Source organism: Cytobacillus sp. FSL R7-0696, from assembly GCF_038006865.1.
GTDB lineage: Bacteria > Bacillota > Bacilli > Bacillales > Cytobacillaceae > Cytobacillus > Cytobacillus kochii.
Genome location: NZ_JBBOWA010000001.1, coordinates 3,882,593 through 3,899,531 on the forward strand (window position 1 = coordinate 3,882,593; position 16,939 = coordinate 3,899,531).

Annotated in this window: 16 protein-coding genes; 11 read left to right on the top strand and 5 right to left on the bottom strand. The window is 35.8% G+C overall.

The features are described from left to right. Positions 1-35 precede the first annotated feature (35 nt). The 10 genes from MKX29_RS19905 (at position 36) to MKX29_RS19950 (ending at position 10,147) form a co-directional block, all read left to right on the top strand. Positions 36-1,142 (top strand): ABC transporter ATP-binding protein, encoded by a 1,107-nt coding sequence (locus MKX29_RS19905; RefSeq protein WP_224936634.1) that lies wholly within the window; start codon positions 36-38, stop codon positions 1,140-1,142. After that, entirely contained in the window at positions 1,132-1,938 is an 807-nt protein-coding gene (locus tag MKX29_RS19910) for an ABC transporter permease (RefSeq protein ID WP_341107257.1), read from the top strand. The genes MKX29_RS19905 and MKX29_RS19910 overlap by 11 nt, the downstream gene beginning before the upstream one ends. Further along, positions 1,935-2,735, top strand: a complete 801-nt coding sequence (locus MKX29_RS19915) for an ABC transporter permease (protein ID WP_224936633.1) — start codon at positions 1,935-1,937, stop codon at positions 2,733-2,735. Before MKX29_RS19910 ends, MKX29_RS19915 begins: the two co-directional genes overlap by 4 nt. Further along, positions 2,732-3,808: an ABC transporter substrate-binding protein gene (locus tag MKX29_RS19920; RefSeq protein WP_341107259.1), complete on the top strand. Its 1,077-nt coding sequence runs from the start codon at positions 2,732-2,734 to the stop codon at positions 3,806-3,808. Before MKX29_RS19915 ends, MKX29_RS19920 begins: the two co-directional genes overlap by 4 nt. A gap of 396 nt (positions 3,809-4,204) precedes the next feature. Next, positions 4,205-5,050 (top strand): MurR/RpiR family transcriptional regulator, encoded by an 846-nt coding sequence (locus MKX29_RS19925; RefSeq protein WP_341055762.1) that lies wholly within the window; start codon positions 4,205-4,207, stop codon positions 5,048-5,050. Between the two features lie 12 nt (positions 5,051-5,062). After that, entirely contained in the window at positions 5,063-6,199 is a 1,137-nt protein-coding gene (locus tag MKX29_RS19930) for a M20 peptidase aminoacylase family protein (RefSeq protein ID WP_341107261.1), read from the top strand. Between the two features lie 3 nt (positions 6,200-6,202). Then, positions 6,203-7,039, top strand: a complete 837-nt coding sequence (locus MKX29_RS19935) for a GNAT family N-acetyltransferase (RefSeq protein ID WP_341107263.1) — start codon at positions 6,203-6,205, stop codon at positions 7,037-7,039. After that, a complete protein-coding gene (menC, locus tag MKX29_RS19940) occupies positions 7,036-8,142 on the top strand; it encodes an o-succinylbenzoate synthase (RefSeq protein WP_341107266.1) in 1,107 nt (368 codons plus the stop codon). Before MKX29_RS19935 ends, menC begins: the two co-directional genes overlap by 4 nt. A gap of 89 nt (positions 8,143-8,231) precedes the next feature. Further along, on the top strand, positions 8,232-9,311 hold the full coding sequence (locus MKX29_RS19945; RefSeq protein ID WP_341107268.1) for a YkvI family membrane protein: 1,080 nt from the start codon (positions 8,232-8,234) through the stop codon (positions 9,309-9,311). Positions 9,312-9,367: 56 nt separating this feature from the next. Then, positions 9,368-10,147 (top strand): divergent polysaccharide deacetylase family protein, encoded by a 780-nt coding sequence (locus tag MKX29_RS19950; RefSeq protein ID WP_425389319.1) that lies wholly within the window; start codon positions 9,368-9,370, stop codon positions 10,145-10,147. A 180-nt stretch (positions 10,148-10,327) separates the two neighbouring features. On the opposite strand, the gene MKX29_RS19955 is transcribed toward MKX29_RS19950, so the two are convergent. Further along, positions 10,328-11,143, bottom strand: a complete 816-nt coding sequence (locus MKX29_RS19955; RefSeq protein ID WP_341107270.1) for an ATP-binding protein — start codon at positions 11,141-11,143, stop codon at positions 10,328-10,330. A 601-nt stretch (positions 11,144-11,744) separates the two neighbouring features. Then, positions 11,745-13,391, bottom strand: coding sequence for an AAA family ATPase (locus MKX29_RS19960; protein ID WP_341108319.1), 1,647 nt, complete (start codon positions 13,389-13,391; stop codon positions 11,745-11,747). Between the two features lie 389 nt (positions 13,392-13,780). Here MKX29_RS19960 and MKX29_RS19965 point away from each other — a divergent pair, with 389 nt between their 5' ends. Continuing rightward, positions 13,781-14,053, top strand: a complete 273-nt coding sequence (locus MKX29_RS19965; protein ID WP_224936625.1) for a hypothetical protein — start codon at positions 13,781-13,783, stop codon at positions 14,051-14,053. 31 nt (positions 14,054-14,084) lie between these two features. Here MKX29_RS19965 and qoxD read toward each other — a convergent pair whose 3' ends face one another. The 3 genes from qoxD to qoxB are packed head-to-tail and all read right to left on the bottom strand — an operon-like array spanning position 14,085 to position 16,920. Next, positions 14,085-14,375: a cytochrome aa3 quinol oxidase subunit IV gene (qoxD, locus tag MKX29_RS19970; RefSeq protein WP_095373680.1), complete on the bottom strand. Its 291-nt coding sequence runs from the start codon at positions 14,373-14,375 to the stop codon at positions 14,085-14,087. Between the two features lie 2 nt (positions 14,376-14,377). After that, positions 14,378-14,974, bottom strand: a complete 597-nt coding sequence (gene qoxC / locus MKX29_RS19975; RefSeq protein ID WP_095373124.1) for a cytochrome aa3 quinol oxidase subunit III — start codon at positions 14,972-14,974, stop codon at positions 14,378-14,380. Further along, a complete protein-coding gene (gene qoxB, locus MKX29_RS19980) occupies positions 14,974-16,920 on the bottom strand; it encodes a cytochrome aa3 quinol oxidase subunit I (protein WP_251161702.1) in 1,947 nt (648 codons plus the stop codon). The genes qoxC and qoxB overlap by 1 nt, the downstream gene beginning before the upstream one ends. Positions 16,921-16,939: the final 19 nt, after the last annotated feature.

Consider the following 16,939-nt stretch of genomic DNA (forward strand, 5'->3'; position numbering starts at 1 on the left):
TACTAAGGAATATCTTATAGAAGAAGGAGATTGGAATGTCAGACCAAACTATTATTCGTTTTGAAAACGTAACAAAGCAATATGACAATGACCCGGCTGTCTTAAATGATGTTTCATTTGAAATAGAGCGTGGGAAATTCTATACTTTGCTCGGTCCTTCTGGATGCGGAAAAACGACCATACTTCGCTTAATTGCCGGATTTATTTCGCCATCAAAAGGTAATATTTATTTTAATAATAAAAAGGTAAACGAAGTACCTGCAAATAAAAGACAAGTGAATACTGTCTTTCAGGATTATGCACTCTTTCCTCATTTAAATGTCTTTGAAAACGTGGCATTTGGACTTAGAATAAAAAAATTAAAATCTGAAATGATTAACCAAAAAGTGATAGAAGCTTTGAAATTTGTGAACTTAGAAGGATATGAAAAAAGAGAGATAAAAGAGATGTCAGGTGGGCAAAGGCAACGTGTTGCGATTGCACGAGCGATTGTTAATGAACCTGAGCTTATTCTTCTTGATGAACCATTATCTGCACTAGATTTAAAGTTGCGAACAGAAATGCAATATGAATTGCGAGAATTACAAAGAAATTTAGGCATCACTTTTATTTTTGTGACACATGATCAAGAAGAGGCATTAGCGATGTCTGATGAAATTTTTGTTCTGAATAACGGTAAAATAGAACAAAGTGGTACGCCTAATGATATTTATGATGAGCCGATTAACCGTTTTGTTGCCGACTTTATCGGTGAATCTAATATTGTTGAAGGTGTAATGGTTGAAGATTATGTCGTTCAGTTTACAGGCAAAACATTTGATTGTGTCGATGGCGGTTTAAATCAAAATGAAACGGTCGAAATTGTCATTCGCCCAGAAGATTTAGAAATTACTAGCCCTAATGTAGGTAAGTTAAAGGTGAAAGTAGACTCACAATTATTTAGAGGCGTACATTATGAGATAAGTTGTTATGATGAAGATGGCAATGAGTGGCTCGTTCACTCGACAAAAAAAGCAATTGTCGGAAGTGAAATTGGTCTCAACTTTGAGCCAGAAGACATACATGTCATGCGTCTTGGTGAAACAGAAGAGGAATTCGATAAGCGTCTTGAAGCATATGAAGAGGGAAGTTATGAAAGCTAAATCTCGTAATTATTATTTAATTCCTTATGTTTTATGGATTGCTCTTTTTGTCATCACACCAATCGTCCTAGTCGTTTATTATTCTTTTTTTAATATAGAAGGTGAATTTTCGTTAGAGAATTACCAAAAATTCTTTACACCAGTTTATTTAAAAATGACACTTAGCTCCTTTTGGTACGCGTTATTAATTACATTTTTCACGTTATTAATCGCTTATCCAACTGCTTATTTATTAACAAAAACAAAGCATAAACAACTATGGTTACTCCTTATTATCGTTCCTTCATGGATCAATTTATTATTAAAGGCTTATGCATTTATTGGTATTTTTGGTACATACGGAGCAGCGAATAAATTTCTTGAAGTGATGGGTGTAGGTGGAAAGCAAATTTTGTTTACAGACTTTAGTTTTGTGTTTGTCTCTGTTTATATCTTTTTACCGTTTATGATTTTACCAATATTTAATGCACTAGATGAACTGAACCCATCTTTTATTGATGCTTCAAAAGATTTAGGTGCTTCAAGCTGGCGAACCTTCTCTCGTGTCGTTTTCCCTTTGACTTTAGATGGGGTGAAATCTGGATGTCAAATCGTATTCATCCCTGCCTTATCTTTGTTTATGCTGACAAGGTTAATCGCAGGAAATCGAGTGATTACATTAGGAACAGCTATTGAGCAACATTTTCTCGTGACACAAGATTGGGGAATGGGGGCAACCATTGCTGTTTTCTTAATTATCTTTATGGTTGTCATTATGCTTCTTACTGGTAGAAGAAAGAGAGGCGAAATGAGATGAAGAAATTTAAATGGTCCTCTCTTTATTTAATCATTGTTTTTATGGTTTTATATGCACCAATTTTTTATTTGATTTTTTATTCTTTCAATAGTGGCGGTGACATGTATCACTTTGAAGGGTTTACATTGGATTGGTATAAAGAAATATTTAATGACACTAGGCTACTCATTATAGTATTAAATACAATTATTGTTGCCTTGCTTTCATCAGCAATATCAACAGTTTTAGGGGTAGCTGGCGCTATGGCCATTTATTATGCAAGAAGAAGAAGAACAAAAAATACTTTATTGTCGTTAAATAATGTTTTAATTGTTAGTCCCGATGTCATTATCGGCGCATCTTTTCTCATTTTTTTCACAATGATAGGTATAAAGCTTGGCTTTATTTCCGTCTTATTGGCACATATTGCCTTTAGTGTACCAATTGTTGTCCTAATGGTATTACCTAAGTTAGAAGAAATGAGTACGAGTATCATTTATGCGGCACTGGATTTAGGTGCAAGTCGATTAGATGTGTTAACAAAGGTTGTATTACCTTATATTACCCCTGGTATATTTGCTGGTTTCTTCATGGCACTTACTTATTCTTTGGATGATTTTGCTGTCACCTTTTTTGTGACCGGTAATGGATTCTCAACTCTTTCTGTAGAAATTTATGCGTTGGCGAGACAAGGGGTTTCTCTAAGTATTAACGCCTTATCAGCATTGTTATTTTTATTCACCATGCTTTTAGTTGTTGGTTATTACTTTATAACAAAGAAAACGAGCAAGATAGGTCGAATGGGGGTTAGAAAATGAAAAACCTCATACGTGCTTTGTCACTTGTATTAATTGTTTCTTTTGTCTTGTTGTATATCGTTCACCGCTTAAATACTGCACAAGGATATACAGGCGAGAACACGATTACTGTTTATAACTGGGGAGATTATATAGACCCTGAATTATTAGTCCAATTTGAAGATGAAACAGGTATCAAAGTCATATACGAAACCTTTGATTCAAATGAAGCCATGTTAACAAAAATCGAGCAAGGTGGGACTTCATACGATATAGCGGTACCTTCAGAATACATGATTGATAAAATGAAACAGGAAGATTTACTTCTCCCCATTGATCATGCACAACTGCCGAATTTGAAAAATATTGATCCACGTTTTCTTAATTTAGCTTTTGATGAGGACAATGAATATTCTATTCCTTATTTTTGGGGAACAGTAGGTATTCTATATCATCCTGATAAAGTAAGTGATGAAATTGATTTTAAACAATGGGACGATCTTTGGCATCCAAGCTTGAAAAATGATGTATTACTCGTTGATGGAGCGAGAGAGGTCATAGGTTTTGGACTGAATAGTCTCGAGTATTCATTAAACGAAACAGATAAAGCAAGATTACTGGAAGCGAAGAATAAACTGGATACATTAACACCAAATATTAAAGCCATCGTTGGTGATGAAATTAAATTATTAATGCAAAATAATGAAGCGGCCGTTGCTGTTTTATGGTCTGGAACTGCCCAAGATGCGATGTGGGAAAATGAATCACTGGAATATACGGTTCCTGAAGAAGGATCGAATCTTTGGTTTGACAACATGGTCATCCCAAAGACAACAAAAAATAAAGAAGCGGCTCATCAATTTATTAATTTTATGCTAGATCCGAAAGTTGCTGCGCAAAACGCTGAATATGTAGGTTACTCAACACCGAATAAAGCAGCTCTTCCTCATATGGATGAGGAAACAACGAGTGATGAGCGTTTCTATCCGGATGAAGAGCAAACAGCTAAGTTAGAAGTATACGAGAACCTAGGTAAACAAATGCTTGCTTATTATAACGAACTGTTTCTTGAATTTAAAATGCATCGTAAATAAACAATAAAATAAAGAAGAACAGAAAAGGTCGTCAGAGCAGCCGCAAAGCGGACAAATTTCAATGGTGGAATTTGTCCGCTTTTTTAATGGAAGAGTACAATGAAATGCTTATAGGCAATAAATGCTGTTCGTACTTTATGATTATTTTGATGAAAACAATGGTGGCATTTAAAAAGGGTGAGCCGTTAAATTTATCGGAAGGGTAACGAACGTGGGAGATAGTCATGCTTGGATAAAAAATAAGAACTACTCTAAATAATATATTGCAGTTGAAACTTTTTCTCTATAAAGCATTGAAATAACTGAAAAATTGTGATAATTTACTATAAACAAGAAGTTAACACTTCTAATATATTGCATAAAAAGTACAGACTTCATTTTGAGGTAGGTGTTCAGGTGAATCTGAAAGAAGTTATTACAGGGAGTTATGAAAAACTATCGAAAACACAGCAGAAATTAGCAAGTTATTTACTAGACCATTATCAAGATATAGCCGTATTGTCTGCAAGTGAATTAGGTAAAAAAGCAGGTGTGAGCGAAACCACTGTGATCCGTTTTTGTTATCGAATAGGATTATCAGGATATACGCAATTACAAAAAGAAGTGCGTGAGCAATTATTTCATGATAAAAGCAGCTTGGATTCTTATATTCAAATGAAGCAACCATTTGTTGGCGAACCACATTTTCTTGAAAAAGTGATGAACATGGATGCAGAGCGAATCACCCAAGCCATTCAGACAATAGATGAAGCAAAATTTGATTTGACTATTGAGCAATTAAAATCAGCCCAAAAGATTTATATTATTGGTGCAAGAACATCATTTGCTGCTGCAAGCTGGTTAGCATTTACATTAGGGCTTGTGAAGGATGATGTCCATCTTATTCGAACAGAGTCCGATGATTTATTGAAGATTCTCCATTCGATGGATGAAACTTCAGTAGTGGTTTCAATCAGCTTTCATCGTTATGTGAAAAGCACTACTGATTTTACCAAGCAAGCAAAAAGTCGAAATGCCAAAGTCGTTGGCATTACTGACACGCCACTATCTCCATTAAAAAACAATGTCGACATTCTCATTCCACTATTTTCAGGGAGGAAACCTACACTTGATTCTACACCAGTGCTTTTTTCATTCTTGAATGCGTTGATTGCGGCAATGATGACAGAGAATAAAGAGTCATTTAAAGAAGAAAAGGATTACTACGATAAAGTATTCCATGATTATTTTGAATCTAGTTAACAGATTAAAGAGGTGAAAGAATTGCAGGAACTTGAAGCACTAAAGCCAAAATTAACAAACATATTTAATCATCTCCATCAAAACCCGGAAATCAGTTGGCAAGAAACAAAAACGACAACATTTATTGCTGAAGTCTTAAAAAAAGAAGGGATCCTGTTTCAAACCTTGCCTAAAACGACAGGACTTATTGCCGAAATAGGTAGCGGTGAAAAAGCCATTGGCGTTAGAACTGATATAGATGCATTGTGGCAGGAAGTTGATGGAGTAATGCAGGCCAATCATTCGTGTGGGCATGATGCACATATGACCATGGCGATTGGTACATTACTTGTACTGCATCGTTTGAATGCTCAGAAAAAAGGTAGGGTTAAATTTCTATTCCAACCAGCTGAAGAAAAAGGTACCGGGGCATTAAAGTTTATTGAAGAGGGATTAATAGACGATTTGAATTATTTATACGGTGTCCATGTAAGGCCGATACAGGAGTTGAGAGATGGTCAATGTTCACCAGCAATTATGCACGGAGCTGGACGGTTCGTTACTGGAGAAATCATTGGTGAAGATGCCCATGGAGCGAGACCTCACCTCGGGCAAAGCGCGATTGAAATAGGTGCAGCGATTGTTCAAGAATTGAATCGTGTCAAATTAGATCCTATGGTCCCACATTCAGTTAAAATGACGAAGTTCCAAGCCGGGGGTGACTCAAGTAATATTATCCCAGGTAAAGCACATTTCAGTTTAGATTTAAGAGCGCAAACAAATGAAGTGATGCAACAATTAGCAACTAAAGTAGAAGCAATTTTTGCTCACATTTCTTCTCTTCACGAGGTAGAAATTCATTATAAAACAACGGCTGATATTGCTGCAGCACAAGTAGATACTGATGCAGTGCAATTAATGGGTCAGGCAATTGTTGAAACAATCGGTAAAGAAAAAATGGTTCCTCCAATTATCACATCTGGAGGAGAAGATTTTCATTTTTATACTTTGAAAAGACCTGAATTGAAGGCAACGATGCTCGGACTTGGTTGTGGATTAACTCCTGGGTTACATCATCCTGAAATGAATTTTAACCATGAAGCGATATTTACGGGTATTGAAATTCTTGTCAAAACAGTCTTAAATACGTTAGAAAAAGAAGGTGCGTAACCTATGCTCGCTGGCTTAGCGATAAAAAAATTGACCACGATAGAAGAAATGGAAACAATCCAAAAGTTAGAGCGAGGCGTATGGGGAATGGATCCCATTCCTATCCACCAAACAGCAACAGCAATAAAAAATGGTGGTCTCATGCTAGGCGCATTTGATGAAAATGAATTGATTGGATTTAGCTATGGATTTCCTGGTTATGCAAATGGAGAAGCGTTTCTTTGTTCTCATATGCTCGGTATCCATCAAAGCTATCGTGATAAAGGAATTGGTGCTCTACTAAAAGTTGCACAGAGGGATGCTGCTGAGGAAATGGGGTACAATCTGATTCGTTGGACATTTGATCCTTTACAAAGCAGGAATGCTTACTTGAATTTATCAAAACTAAATGGTATTTGTAATGATTATCTTGTGAATTGTTATGGTGAAATGGTAGATGGAATTAATAAAGGCTTACCAAGCGATCGTTTCAACATAGAATGGCGAATCAGCAGTTCACATGTCAAACAACAACTTAACTATGATGTGACACCGATCTATCCATTTGAAGTTTTCAATCGAAACGATTTTCCTGCGATAAGCGATATGGAACAAACTTTACAAACCATTGATTATAATGAAATGAGTATTGCTGTCCCCATTCCAGCGGAGTTTATGGAAATTAAAAAACATAATCCTTCACTAGCAAAGGAATGGCGAGAGGTGACAAGAAGGATATTTCAGCAATTATTTCAGCATGGGTACACCGCGTATGATGTCCAAAAAAATAATCATGTAAGTTATATCATCACTATCAAAAGACAAAAATTACAATTAGATGTGAGGAGAAGAGATCAATGAAATTAAAGGAAGTAAAGTTACGCCATCTAAAAATGACAATGAAAGCACCTTTTGCCACTAGCTTTGGATCTTTTCAAGATAAAGAGTTTATCTTATTAGAAGCAACTGATGAATTAGGTAATACTGGTTGGGGAGAATCTGTTGCTTTTGAGGTGCCTTGGTATAATGAAGAAACCTTTAAAACGAATTGGCATATGCTTGAGGATTTTCTCATTCCAGCATTATTAAATAAAGAAATGACTCATCCAGCTGAAGTAAATGAAATCTTTTCTTCTATAAGAAAAAACAATATGGCCAAGTCTACAATAGAAGGCGCTGTTTGGGATCTATATGCAAAAAGAAATCAAATCACTTTGGCTAAGGCACTTGGTGGAGAAAAGAAGAAGATTGAAGTAGGTATCAGTATCGGCATACAGAAATCTGTAGAAGATTTACTGCAATTAATTGAGGGCTATGTAAATGAAGGCTATAAAAGAATGAAAGTAAAAATTAAGCCGGGCTGGGACATAGATGTGATGAGACAAATAAGAGAGAAGTTTCCTGACATTCTCCTAATGGCTGATGCAAACTCTGCTTATCGTTTATCAGACATTCAGCATCTTAAACAATTAGATGAGTTCAATTTAATGATGATTGAGCAACCTTTAGCTTCGGATGATATTGTTGATCATGCTAAACTTCAAGCTGAAATGAAAACGCCGATTTGTCTAGATGAAAGCATCCATTCGTTAGAGGATACACGAAAAGCTGTGGAGTTGGGTAGTTGCAAAATCATTAATATCAAAATTGGACGAGTAGGCGGCTTAACAGAAGCAAAGAAAATCCATGACTATTGTCAAGAACAAGGTATTGCTGTTTGGTGTGGAGGAATGTTAGAGTCAGGCGTTGGAAGAGCTCATAATGTTGCTTTAACTACTTTAGCCAATTTTATTATGCCTGGTGACACTGCAGGTTCCTCAAGATATTGGGAAAAGGATATTATAACACCTGAGGTTGTTGTTGAAGATGGATATATTACCGTACCTGAAAACGCCGGAATAGGTTACGCCCCAGATTTAGCGGTCATTGAAAAATATACAATAATGGAAAAAACGTATCAATAATGTCTAATAAGAAAGCCAGCTGTGTATATAGGCAGCTGCTTTCATTATTAATGAAATATCAGAAAATTCAAATATAAGGATGAGGTTTTATGAGAAAAATCATTCAAATAGCAGGTGCTTATATTGGTACAATCATTGGAGCTGGTTTTGCATCTGGACAAGAGGTATTGCAATTCTTCACTAATTTTGGCTGGTTAGGTTTTATTGGTACAATAGTCGCTACGTTTTTATTCATTATTCTCGGTATGAATATTACGCAAATAGGTAGTAGGCTACAAACAGAATCTCACAAAGATGTTGTTCACTATATTTGTGGAAAATATATAGGGAGAGTAGTGGATTTTATTATTACTTTCTTTTTATTCGGTGTGGCAACCATTATGTTTGCAGGTGCAGGTTCAACATTGGAACAACAATTTGGTATTGCGAGTCAAATTGGAAGTTTAATCATGGTGCTGTTAACCGTGTTGACTTGTTTTGTAAACGTGAATCGAGTCATGACTATAATCGGTAGTATCACTCCTTTTCTTCTCATGCTTGTCATGATTATTTCAGCGTATGCTCTATTTACAGCTGATGCAAACTTCTCACAATTGAATCACGTAGCTCAAGAAGGTAGTCCAGCAGCACCACATTGGTTACTAGGTGCAGTACTTTATGTTTCCTATAACATTACATGTGGAGTGGCAATGCTAGCTGTTATGGGTGGCACAACTAAAAACGCGAAACAAGCAGGTTGGGGCGGAGTTCTTGGTGGTTTGGGTCTTGGTCTTATGCTAATACTCATTAATGTCGGAATGTTCACAAGAATAGGGGATGTGGCAACACTCGATATTCCGATGCTCTTTCTAGCAAATGAAATCTCTCCAATCGTTGGTGTGTTGATGACAATTATTCTTTTAGGAATGATTTATAACACTGCCGTTGGAATGATCTATAGCTTTACTTCAAGGATAGTGAAAAGAGAAAGCAAACATTTTAAATGGGCAGTTCTTGCCATTAGTTTAACATCTTTTGTTTTTAGTTTCTTTGGATTTACTAACTTAGTTGGTATCCTGTATCCGATTACTGGCTATTTAGGTTTAGTTCTTATTGCTGCTGTAATCATCGCGTGGATTCGAAATAGAAAAACGTCCTACACGCAAGTAGAAAAAAAATCAGTTTTATAAAATCGAATGCAATTTTCTTCGAAGTTATGGGAAATTTAACTTTGAGGAGTGATGAGATGAAACGATTATTGTTCATAAGTTTGCTAGTTCATATCATGTTATTTCCATTTATGAGTAAAGACAGTTTCGCACAAGTTGATGAAGGGGGGAAGCCATCTTTATCAATTGTGATTGATGATTTAGGTAACCATATGAATGGAACAGAAGATATTCTTAATTTACAGGCAAAGTTAACTGTTGCGATTATGCCGTTTATGCCTTCAACAACTGCAGATGCCAATGCAGCCATTGAAAAAGGTCATGAAGTAATCGTTCATATGCCGATGGAGCCCAAAGTAGGGAAAAAAAGTTGGTTAGGTCCAGGAGCGATTACTGCTGATCTGAGTGATGAAGAAATTCGCAAAAGGGTAGAGGAGGCAATTGAGAATGTACCACATGCTGTTGGGATGAATCATCATATGGGGTCGAAAATCACTGAAGATAAAAGAATTATGCAAATTGTGCTAGAGGTTTGTGCTGAAAGGGGCTTATATTATCTTGATAGTAAAACCACTGGCAAGAGTGTCATACCAGAAATAGCAGAAGAGCTACACTTACCTTATCTAGAGAACAATCTTTTTTTTGATGACACATATTCCGTCAGTCATATTGAAAAACAAACTCAGAGACTGGAGAATAGACTTAAAACTGAAAACCGCCTAATTGCGATAGGCCATGTTGGTGTTTCGGGACCAATGATGGTTACCGTATTAAATCGCCATATTGAGCATTTGAAAGAAAATGCTCATATCATTCCTTTATCTGAACAGATTGAAGGAAGTGAATGGCTTCGTTAATAGAATGGTTCCGAGAAGTTAAGAACTAACTTATGAGAAGATATATTAGAAGTGATAATGGCTTCATCTTAAATTATCACTTCTAATATATAAGGAAATAAGGACTTTATTCTCTTGTTATTTCCTAGGCAAGCGCAAGAAGTGACATATTCCTTCTTCATTGAGGGAAATGCGACATCGTTAGACAGAATCTGATGTAGAAAAATACAAATGAATGGCTGTTCCTTCGTCCTCATTACTTTCTATTTCATATTTCCCATTCATTTTTTTTATAATATCAAAGGCAATCATTAAACCAAGGCCAGTTCCTCTCGTTTTTGTTGAAAAATACGGTTGTCCGATTCGTGATAACTCGTCTTTTGACATTCCTTTCCCATTATCTCGAACCGTAATTTTTACTTTGTTTTTTAAGGAAAAAACCTCAATCTCTACCGTGCCATTTTCATTAATGGCTTCAATAGCATTTTTAATAAAATTAATTAGCAGTTGTTTTAACTCATTAGCATTTCCATCTATATAAATGGGGTAGTGGGTTATTTTACACTGCAATTGAATATTCGACAGATGGGCATATGATTTCATAAATTCAGTTACTTCTTGAATGATCGGAATAAGGTCAAATGTTATGACGGTGTTATTAGCAGGTTTTGATAAAGTGAGAAAATCATTAATCATTTGATTGGTTCGTTCTAGTTCTTTTAAAGAGACTTCGATGTACTGTATTTGTGTCTTAGTAAGATTTTGCTCAGCGTGCATTAATTGCATAAATCCTTTTACAGTGGTCATTGGGTTTCTTATTTCATGAGCGATGGATGCAGCTAATTGACTAATCGCATTGAGTTTATCTGCCGCTTGAATCGTCTCTCTCATTAATAAATGAGATTGGTGCATTTCAATCATATAAATGATCAATATTAATGTTAAAGCGTAAACGAAGACAAGAAATAATGCTTGAATAAAAAATTGTGTTTCCTGATTCTTAAAAAATATAATCATTCTAGTACTCGCGATAGGAATATAAAATAATAATCCTATCAATATTTTCTTTCTTAAAGAACTTTTTTGGTAAAATTTTGTTAGTAAATGAAATATGAAAGCGAGGACGAGATAATTGACTATGAGAAATACATCGCTAGTATCGCTTTCAAACAAACGGTAAATAAGAGCGAAAAATAATAAGCATAATCCGGTATATTTATGAACATAGAAAAAACAAATAAATATGGGTATGTACATTAAATCAAAAACAGTATGGTTAGAAAGATGCACTGGAAAAAGAATAGTTAAGATTAATGAAAGTAAAATAGCAACAAAAAAAATGCCAACTTTCTTTTTATGATGATATTTAGAAGGGACAATTATTTTTGTCATTGGTATAATCATTAAAATCAAAAAATGCAGTATAATATTTGTGATGAATTCATACAAAAGCATCATTCCTAACATGGTTATATATTCATATATATACATTATACATTTAGTTGGAGATTCCTGCTTCATTTTGTCGAATAATAGAATCGTATAGGAGAGGGAAGAGGTGAAAAATGAACACTTTCAACAGGCGGTTGAAAGTGTTCATTTATATGTGTTGGCATTTTCATTTGTTTCGTACTAATTGTTCAATTTCATCTCCATCTAATGTTTCATAAGACATGAGGGCGTGAACAATGTTTGCATGCGCCTTACTATGTTCGAGTAGTAAGGACTCTGCTCGTTTTAATGCTTGAAAATAAAGTGATTGTAATAATTCGTCTTTACGCTTTGATTCAAAAGAAAGGGTGAATCCATCTTCTAAGAGACCGTTTTCAACCATCTGTTCTAATAATTGCTTTGCTTGTTGGACATCTCCGCTTACACCGATACTATGCTCACCTAATAGTTGTCTTTCTGCTACTCCTCCACCTAAAATCATTGCCACTTGATCAAGCAATTCGCTAAAAGTAGATAAATGGAGTTCTTTTTGAATAGGTGCAACATAACCCAATGCTTGGCCACGAGGAATAATGGTCGCTTTTCTAACTGAACCCGGTTTTGTCACAGCTGCAATAAGAGCATGGCCCGCTTCATGGATGGCTACTCTTCGCTTAATATTTACATCTTGTAAAGGTAGGCTGCTATTTCCTAGTATGGTTCGATCCAATGCAAAATTGAGATCATCTTTTGTTATTTCTTTATGATTATTGAGTATTGCTTTTCTACTTGCTGTTTCAAACAGAGAATGGAGATCAGCTCCAGAAAATCCGGATGTTGATTCAGCTAAAACTGTAAGTGAAGCTGAGACATCACTGGCAAGTTGTCGATTTTTTGCATGAATATCAATGATTTCTTTTCTTCCTTTCAAATCAGGTAACTGAATATGAAAGCTGAAATCAATTCTGCCTGGTCGAAGAAATGCATCATCTAGCATATCTTTTCTGTTCGTTGCTGCAATAAATAAAATACCATCATTGGATAGCCCGCCATCTAATTGAACGAGTAATTCCGTTAATGTTTTTTCACTTTCTTCCCCGCCATGAGGCTTTCTTTTGCCTGCTAAAGCATCTACCTCGTCTATAAAAATAACAGCAGGTTGATTCTTGCGGGCATTTTGAAAGAGTGAACGCACTCTTGCAGCACCAATACCAACAAACATTTCATTAAAGGCAGAACCACTTGAAGAGTAAAATTGCGCATTTAATTCCTTAGCTATTGCTTGTGCAAGCAATGTTTTACCAGTCCCAGGAGGGCCATAAAGAAGAATCCCTTTAGGAGGTTTAATCCCTAATTCTACTGCTTTAGCTGGCGACTTCAAGGATGATATGGTTTGTAATAATTCATCCTTCATTTCGGGTTGCAAGCCTCCAACATCATTTAATGTTGTCGAGGGGAGCGGTTTCGCTTTAGATACAGATTGTTTTAATTGTTTGGTTGCACCCATTTTTCCTGATTTAAACAAATAAATAACTGTTGCAATGAATAATGATAAGAAAGCAATAATGATCCATATACTATATGAGTTAGTCGCAGAATATTTATATTCTATTGGATAAGTAGCGACAAGGTTTTCAACTTTATCACTATTAGGTGTGATATGAGAAATAAATTTTTTCTCGTCTATTACCACTTCTAATTTTCCGTTTTTATATTCCTTCATTTCAATGTCAGCTTGGGAATAATTTTGTATATTGGCTTCTAATTGAGAGAAGGGGATTGTATGAGTGGTTGGTTTATTCATCAAATAATAGGTGATAAAAATAGCTAACATACATAACAGTGATATAAGAATGAGAGTTGCACGTTTTATTTTATGTGACAAATTTATAACCCCCAAAAAAATTAATATCAAACATGTTTTGGTAATGTAAATATATGTCCATTATAAAGGGAGAGAAAAGCTATTTTTAGTATAAAACGTTGTTAACATAGGAATATAATGCATAATTTGTGAAGAAAATAAGTAGTAAAACCGTTATTTTTGTCAAAAATAAGGCTAAAAGTAAAATCAAACTATAATTATTTGCATAATATAATAAAAAAATAACTAATTAATCGAAAAGTCAACCCAAAAACAGAGGTGTTTTTGTCAAATTTGCGAAAAAATATTGACATAATTGTGAACAGGGTGGATAATGGATGAAAAGGAGGATGATGGAAATGAATACATCAAAAGCTATGTTAAATGCAGTTAAGTATTATGGAGGTACATTATTGATTGCCGGAATCATCATCTTTTCGATCGGATTCTTTGGAAACGTTTCCAGTACGTTAACTGGTATTGGTATTGGTACGGTAATGGGAGCCATTTTTGTCTTTTTAATGGGCGTCTTTTTTGTAGCTACAGAGGAAGTATTAGAAAAGACAGGTAGAAGAAAATCTAAACTAGATACATTAGCAAAAGTAACAGCAACATCTATTAAAACAAAGTAGGAGCGCCCGAAAGAGGACGCTCCTTTTTTATTTATTGAATTTGGTAAGTCCAAACCATTGTTAGTAGGGAACCAAGAATGGTGAAGATTGCAATTAATACACCATAGTAAATTGTAATATAGATGGCGTTTTTATCTTCTGATTCACCAGCATGCATGAATAGTACTAATTGTAGCCCTGCTTGAATAAAAGCAGTTACAAGTAAGATTGTCATTCCAACTGCAAATGACATATCAAAGAAGTAAACCATTAGGGCAACAGCTGTCAGCACGAGTGAAAAGATAAATCCCATCACTTGTTTCATCGGGAATAATTCTTTCATCATTACATCATTCCTTTCAGATAGACGAAGCTGAAGATGAAGATCCAAACAACGTCTAGGAAGTGCCAGTAAAGAGAGAAGATAAATGACTTATTCGTTGTTCTTGGTGTTAAGCCATATTTCTTTACTTGAATTAGGATACATGTTCCCCAGAATAACCCGAAAGTTACGTGCGCGCCGTGTGTTCCTAAAGTTGTTAATAGGATTGCACTAAATGCACTTGTTTGTAGTCCTGCGCCAACATGAACATAATGAACGAATTCATAAATCTCAACACCGAGGAAAATAGCCCCAAGTACGATTGTTGCAATAAAGAATCCCATCATTGCTTTTTGGCGGCCAAGTCTCATCGCGTGAACCATGAGGCCAATTGTGAAACTACTTGTTAGTAGAACGAGCGTTTCAATTAATACAGGTGTGATTTCAAAAATTTCGGCACCCGATGGGCCATCACCTGTACCACCTGACAAAATAAAGTAAGATGCAAATAATGTAGCAAATAACATAACTTCCGCACCGAGGAAAATCCAGAAGCCAAGAATCTTTAAGCGATTTTCATCAGTACTGTACTCAAGAGGGAGAGAGTGATCAATCTTCATTATCTTTTACCTCCCAATTCTTTTTCTGTTTCTTCTATTTCTTCAATAGAAATATATCTTCCATGATCATTTTCAAATGATTGATAAGCCATACAAGCGAAAATACCTAGTGTACAAATAATTAAAGGAATCCACATTGCAAAGACGAACGAGAATCCCCACATGAAGAAGATAATTCCCATAATGAATGGAATACCACTGTTGTTCGGCATGTGAATCTTTTCAATTTTATCTGGGAATAACGGTGTGCCTTTTTTCTTTGAATCCCAGAATGTTTCATAGGAATCGATCTTAGGCATAGTTGCAAAATTATACTCAGGAACTGGTGTATGTGTAGCCCACTCAAGTGTACGTGCATCCCAAGGATCTGATCCAATGTCTCGTGATGCATAACGGAAACTATAGTAAATGTTATAAACGATTAACGCAAATCCTGCTGCTAACATAAGGGCGCCAACCATAGAAATCATATTCCAAATACCAAATCCACTTGCTTCAGAATAAGTGTACATACGTCTTGCTTGACCATCTAAACCAGAGATGAACATTGGCATAAAGGCAACTAATGTACCAATAGCAATAATCCAAGCGCCGATTTTACCAAGACGATCATTTAACATGAAGCCGAACATTTTTGGCCAGTAGTAGTAAAGGGCAGCTAGCATTGCGAACACAACCCCAGGAATGATTACCATATGGAAGTGAGCAACTAAGAACATTGTATTATGGTATTGATAGTCAGCTGCTGACATACCTAGCATAACCCCTGTTACACCACCAAGTGTGAAAAGTGGGATAAACAACATTGAGTAAAGCATTGGCGTTGTCATAGTGATTTTACCTTTATACAGTGTTAACAACCAGTTGAATATTTTTACACCGGTAGGTACTGCTATTGCCATCGTTGTAATAGAGAAAATACTGTTAACGAAAGCGCCTTGACCCATTGTAAAGAAGTGGTGAACCCATACAACGAATGATAATAGTGAAATGATTACCATTGAAGCAACCATTGATTTATAACCATATAGGTTACGTCTAGCGAAAGTAGAGATTACTTCACTGTAAATACCGAATGCAGGCAAGATCAAGATATATACTTCAGGGTGTCCCCAAACCCAGAAAAGGTTGGCCCATAACATATCCATACCGCCATTTGTTGATGCGAAGAAATGTGTACCGAATAAACGATCTAATGTACCCATTGCAAGCGCAACTGTTAATACAGGGAAAGCAAATACGATAATAACGTTCGTAATTAATGCTGACCAAGTAAACATTGGCATTTTCATTAATGTCATGCCTGGAGCACGCATTTTCAAGATTGTCGTCATAAAGTTGATACCTGTTGCTAATGTACCAAGACCGGCAATCTGTATCGCAATCATATAATAGTTGGTACCGACAGAGGTACTAAATTCATTATCTGCTAACGGGAAATAAGATGTCCAACCCGCATCTGGTGAACCTCCGATAACGAATGAGATATTGAATAACATCGCACCGGCAAAGAATAACCAGAAGCTAAGTGCATTAAGACGTGGGAACGCAACATCGCGAGCCCCAATTTGCAGTGGAACAACAAAGTTCATAAAACCGATAATAAATGGCATAGCCATGAAGAGAATCATAACAACACCATGTGTAGTGAATATCTCGTTATAATGCTGTGCATCAAGCAATTTGTTCTCAGGTGCTGATAATTGCGCACGCATCATAATTGCGTCAGCGCCTCCACGGAATAGCATGAGGATCGCTGCAATAATATACATAATACCTAATCGTTTATGGTCAACAGTTGTTAACCATTCACGCCATAAATAACCCCATTTTTTAAAATATGTTATCCCAACTACAATGGCAATAGAAACAATTGCAATTGCTACCATTGAAGCATAAATAGCTGGACTTGGATGTGGTATGGCAAAACGTTCAAAGAACTCCATCCTGTATACTCCTTTCAGA

Coding starts and splice junctions, on each gene's coding strand:
- MKX29_RS19945 (WP_341107268.1), top strand. CDS start 8,232: ATGAGAAAAATCATTCAAATAGCAGGTGCTTATATTGGTACAATCATT.
- MKX29_RS19950 (WP_425389319.1), top strand. CDS start 9,368: ATGAAACGATTATTGTTCATAAGTTTGCTAGTTCATATCATGTTATTT.
- qoxB (WP_251161702.1), bottom strand. CDS start 16,920: ATGGAGTTCTTTGAACGTTTTGCCATACCACATCCAAGTCCAGCTATT.
- qoxC (WP_095373124.1), bottom strand. CDS start 14,974: ATGAAGATTGATCACTCTCTCCCTCTTGAGTACAGTACTGATGAAAAT.
- MKX29_RS19935 (WP_341107263.1), top strand. CDS start 6,203: ATGCTCGCTGGCTTAGCGATAAAAAAATTGACCACGATAGAAGAAATG.
- MKX29_RS19965 (WP_224936625.1), top strand. CDS start 13,781: ATGAATACATCAAAAGCTATGTTAAATGCAGTTAAGTATTATGGAGGT.
- MKX29_RS19910 (WP_341107257.1), top strand. CDS start 1,132: ATGAAAGCTAAATCTCGTAATTATTATTTAATTCCTTATGTTTTATGG.
- MKX29_RS19905 (WP_224936634.1), top strand. CDS start 36: ATGTCAGACCAAACTATTATTCGTTTTGAAAACGTAACAAAGCAATAT.
- menC (WP_341107266.1), top strand. CDS start 7,036: ATGAAATTAAAGGAAGTAAAGTTACGCCATCTAAAAATGACAATGAAA.
- MKX29_RS19960 (WP_341108319.1), bottom strand. CDS start 13,391: ATGTTAGCTATTTTTATCACCTATTATTTGATGAATAAACCAACCACT.
- MKX29_RS19915 (WP_224936633.1), top strand. CDS start 1,935: ATGAAGAAATTTAAATGGTCCTCTCTTTATTTAATCATTGTTTTTATG.
- MKX29_RS19920 (WP_341107259.1), top strand. CDS start 2,732: ATGAAAAACCTCATACGTGCTTTGTCACTTGTATTAATTGTTTCTTTT.
- MKX29_RS19955 (WP_341107270.1), bottom strand. CDS start 11,143: ATGATTATATTTTTTAAGAATCAGGAAACACAATTTTTTATTCAAGCA.
- qoxD (WP_095373680.1), bottom strand. CDS start 14,375: ATGAAAGAATTATTCCCGATGAAACAAGTGATGGGATTTATCTTTTCA.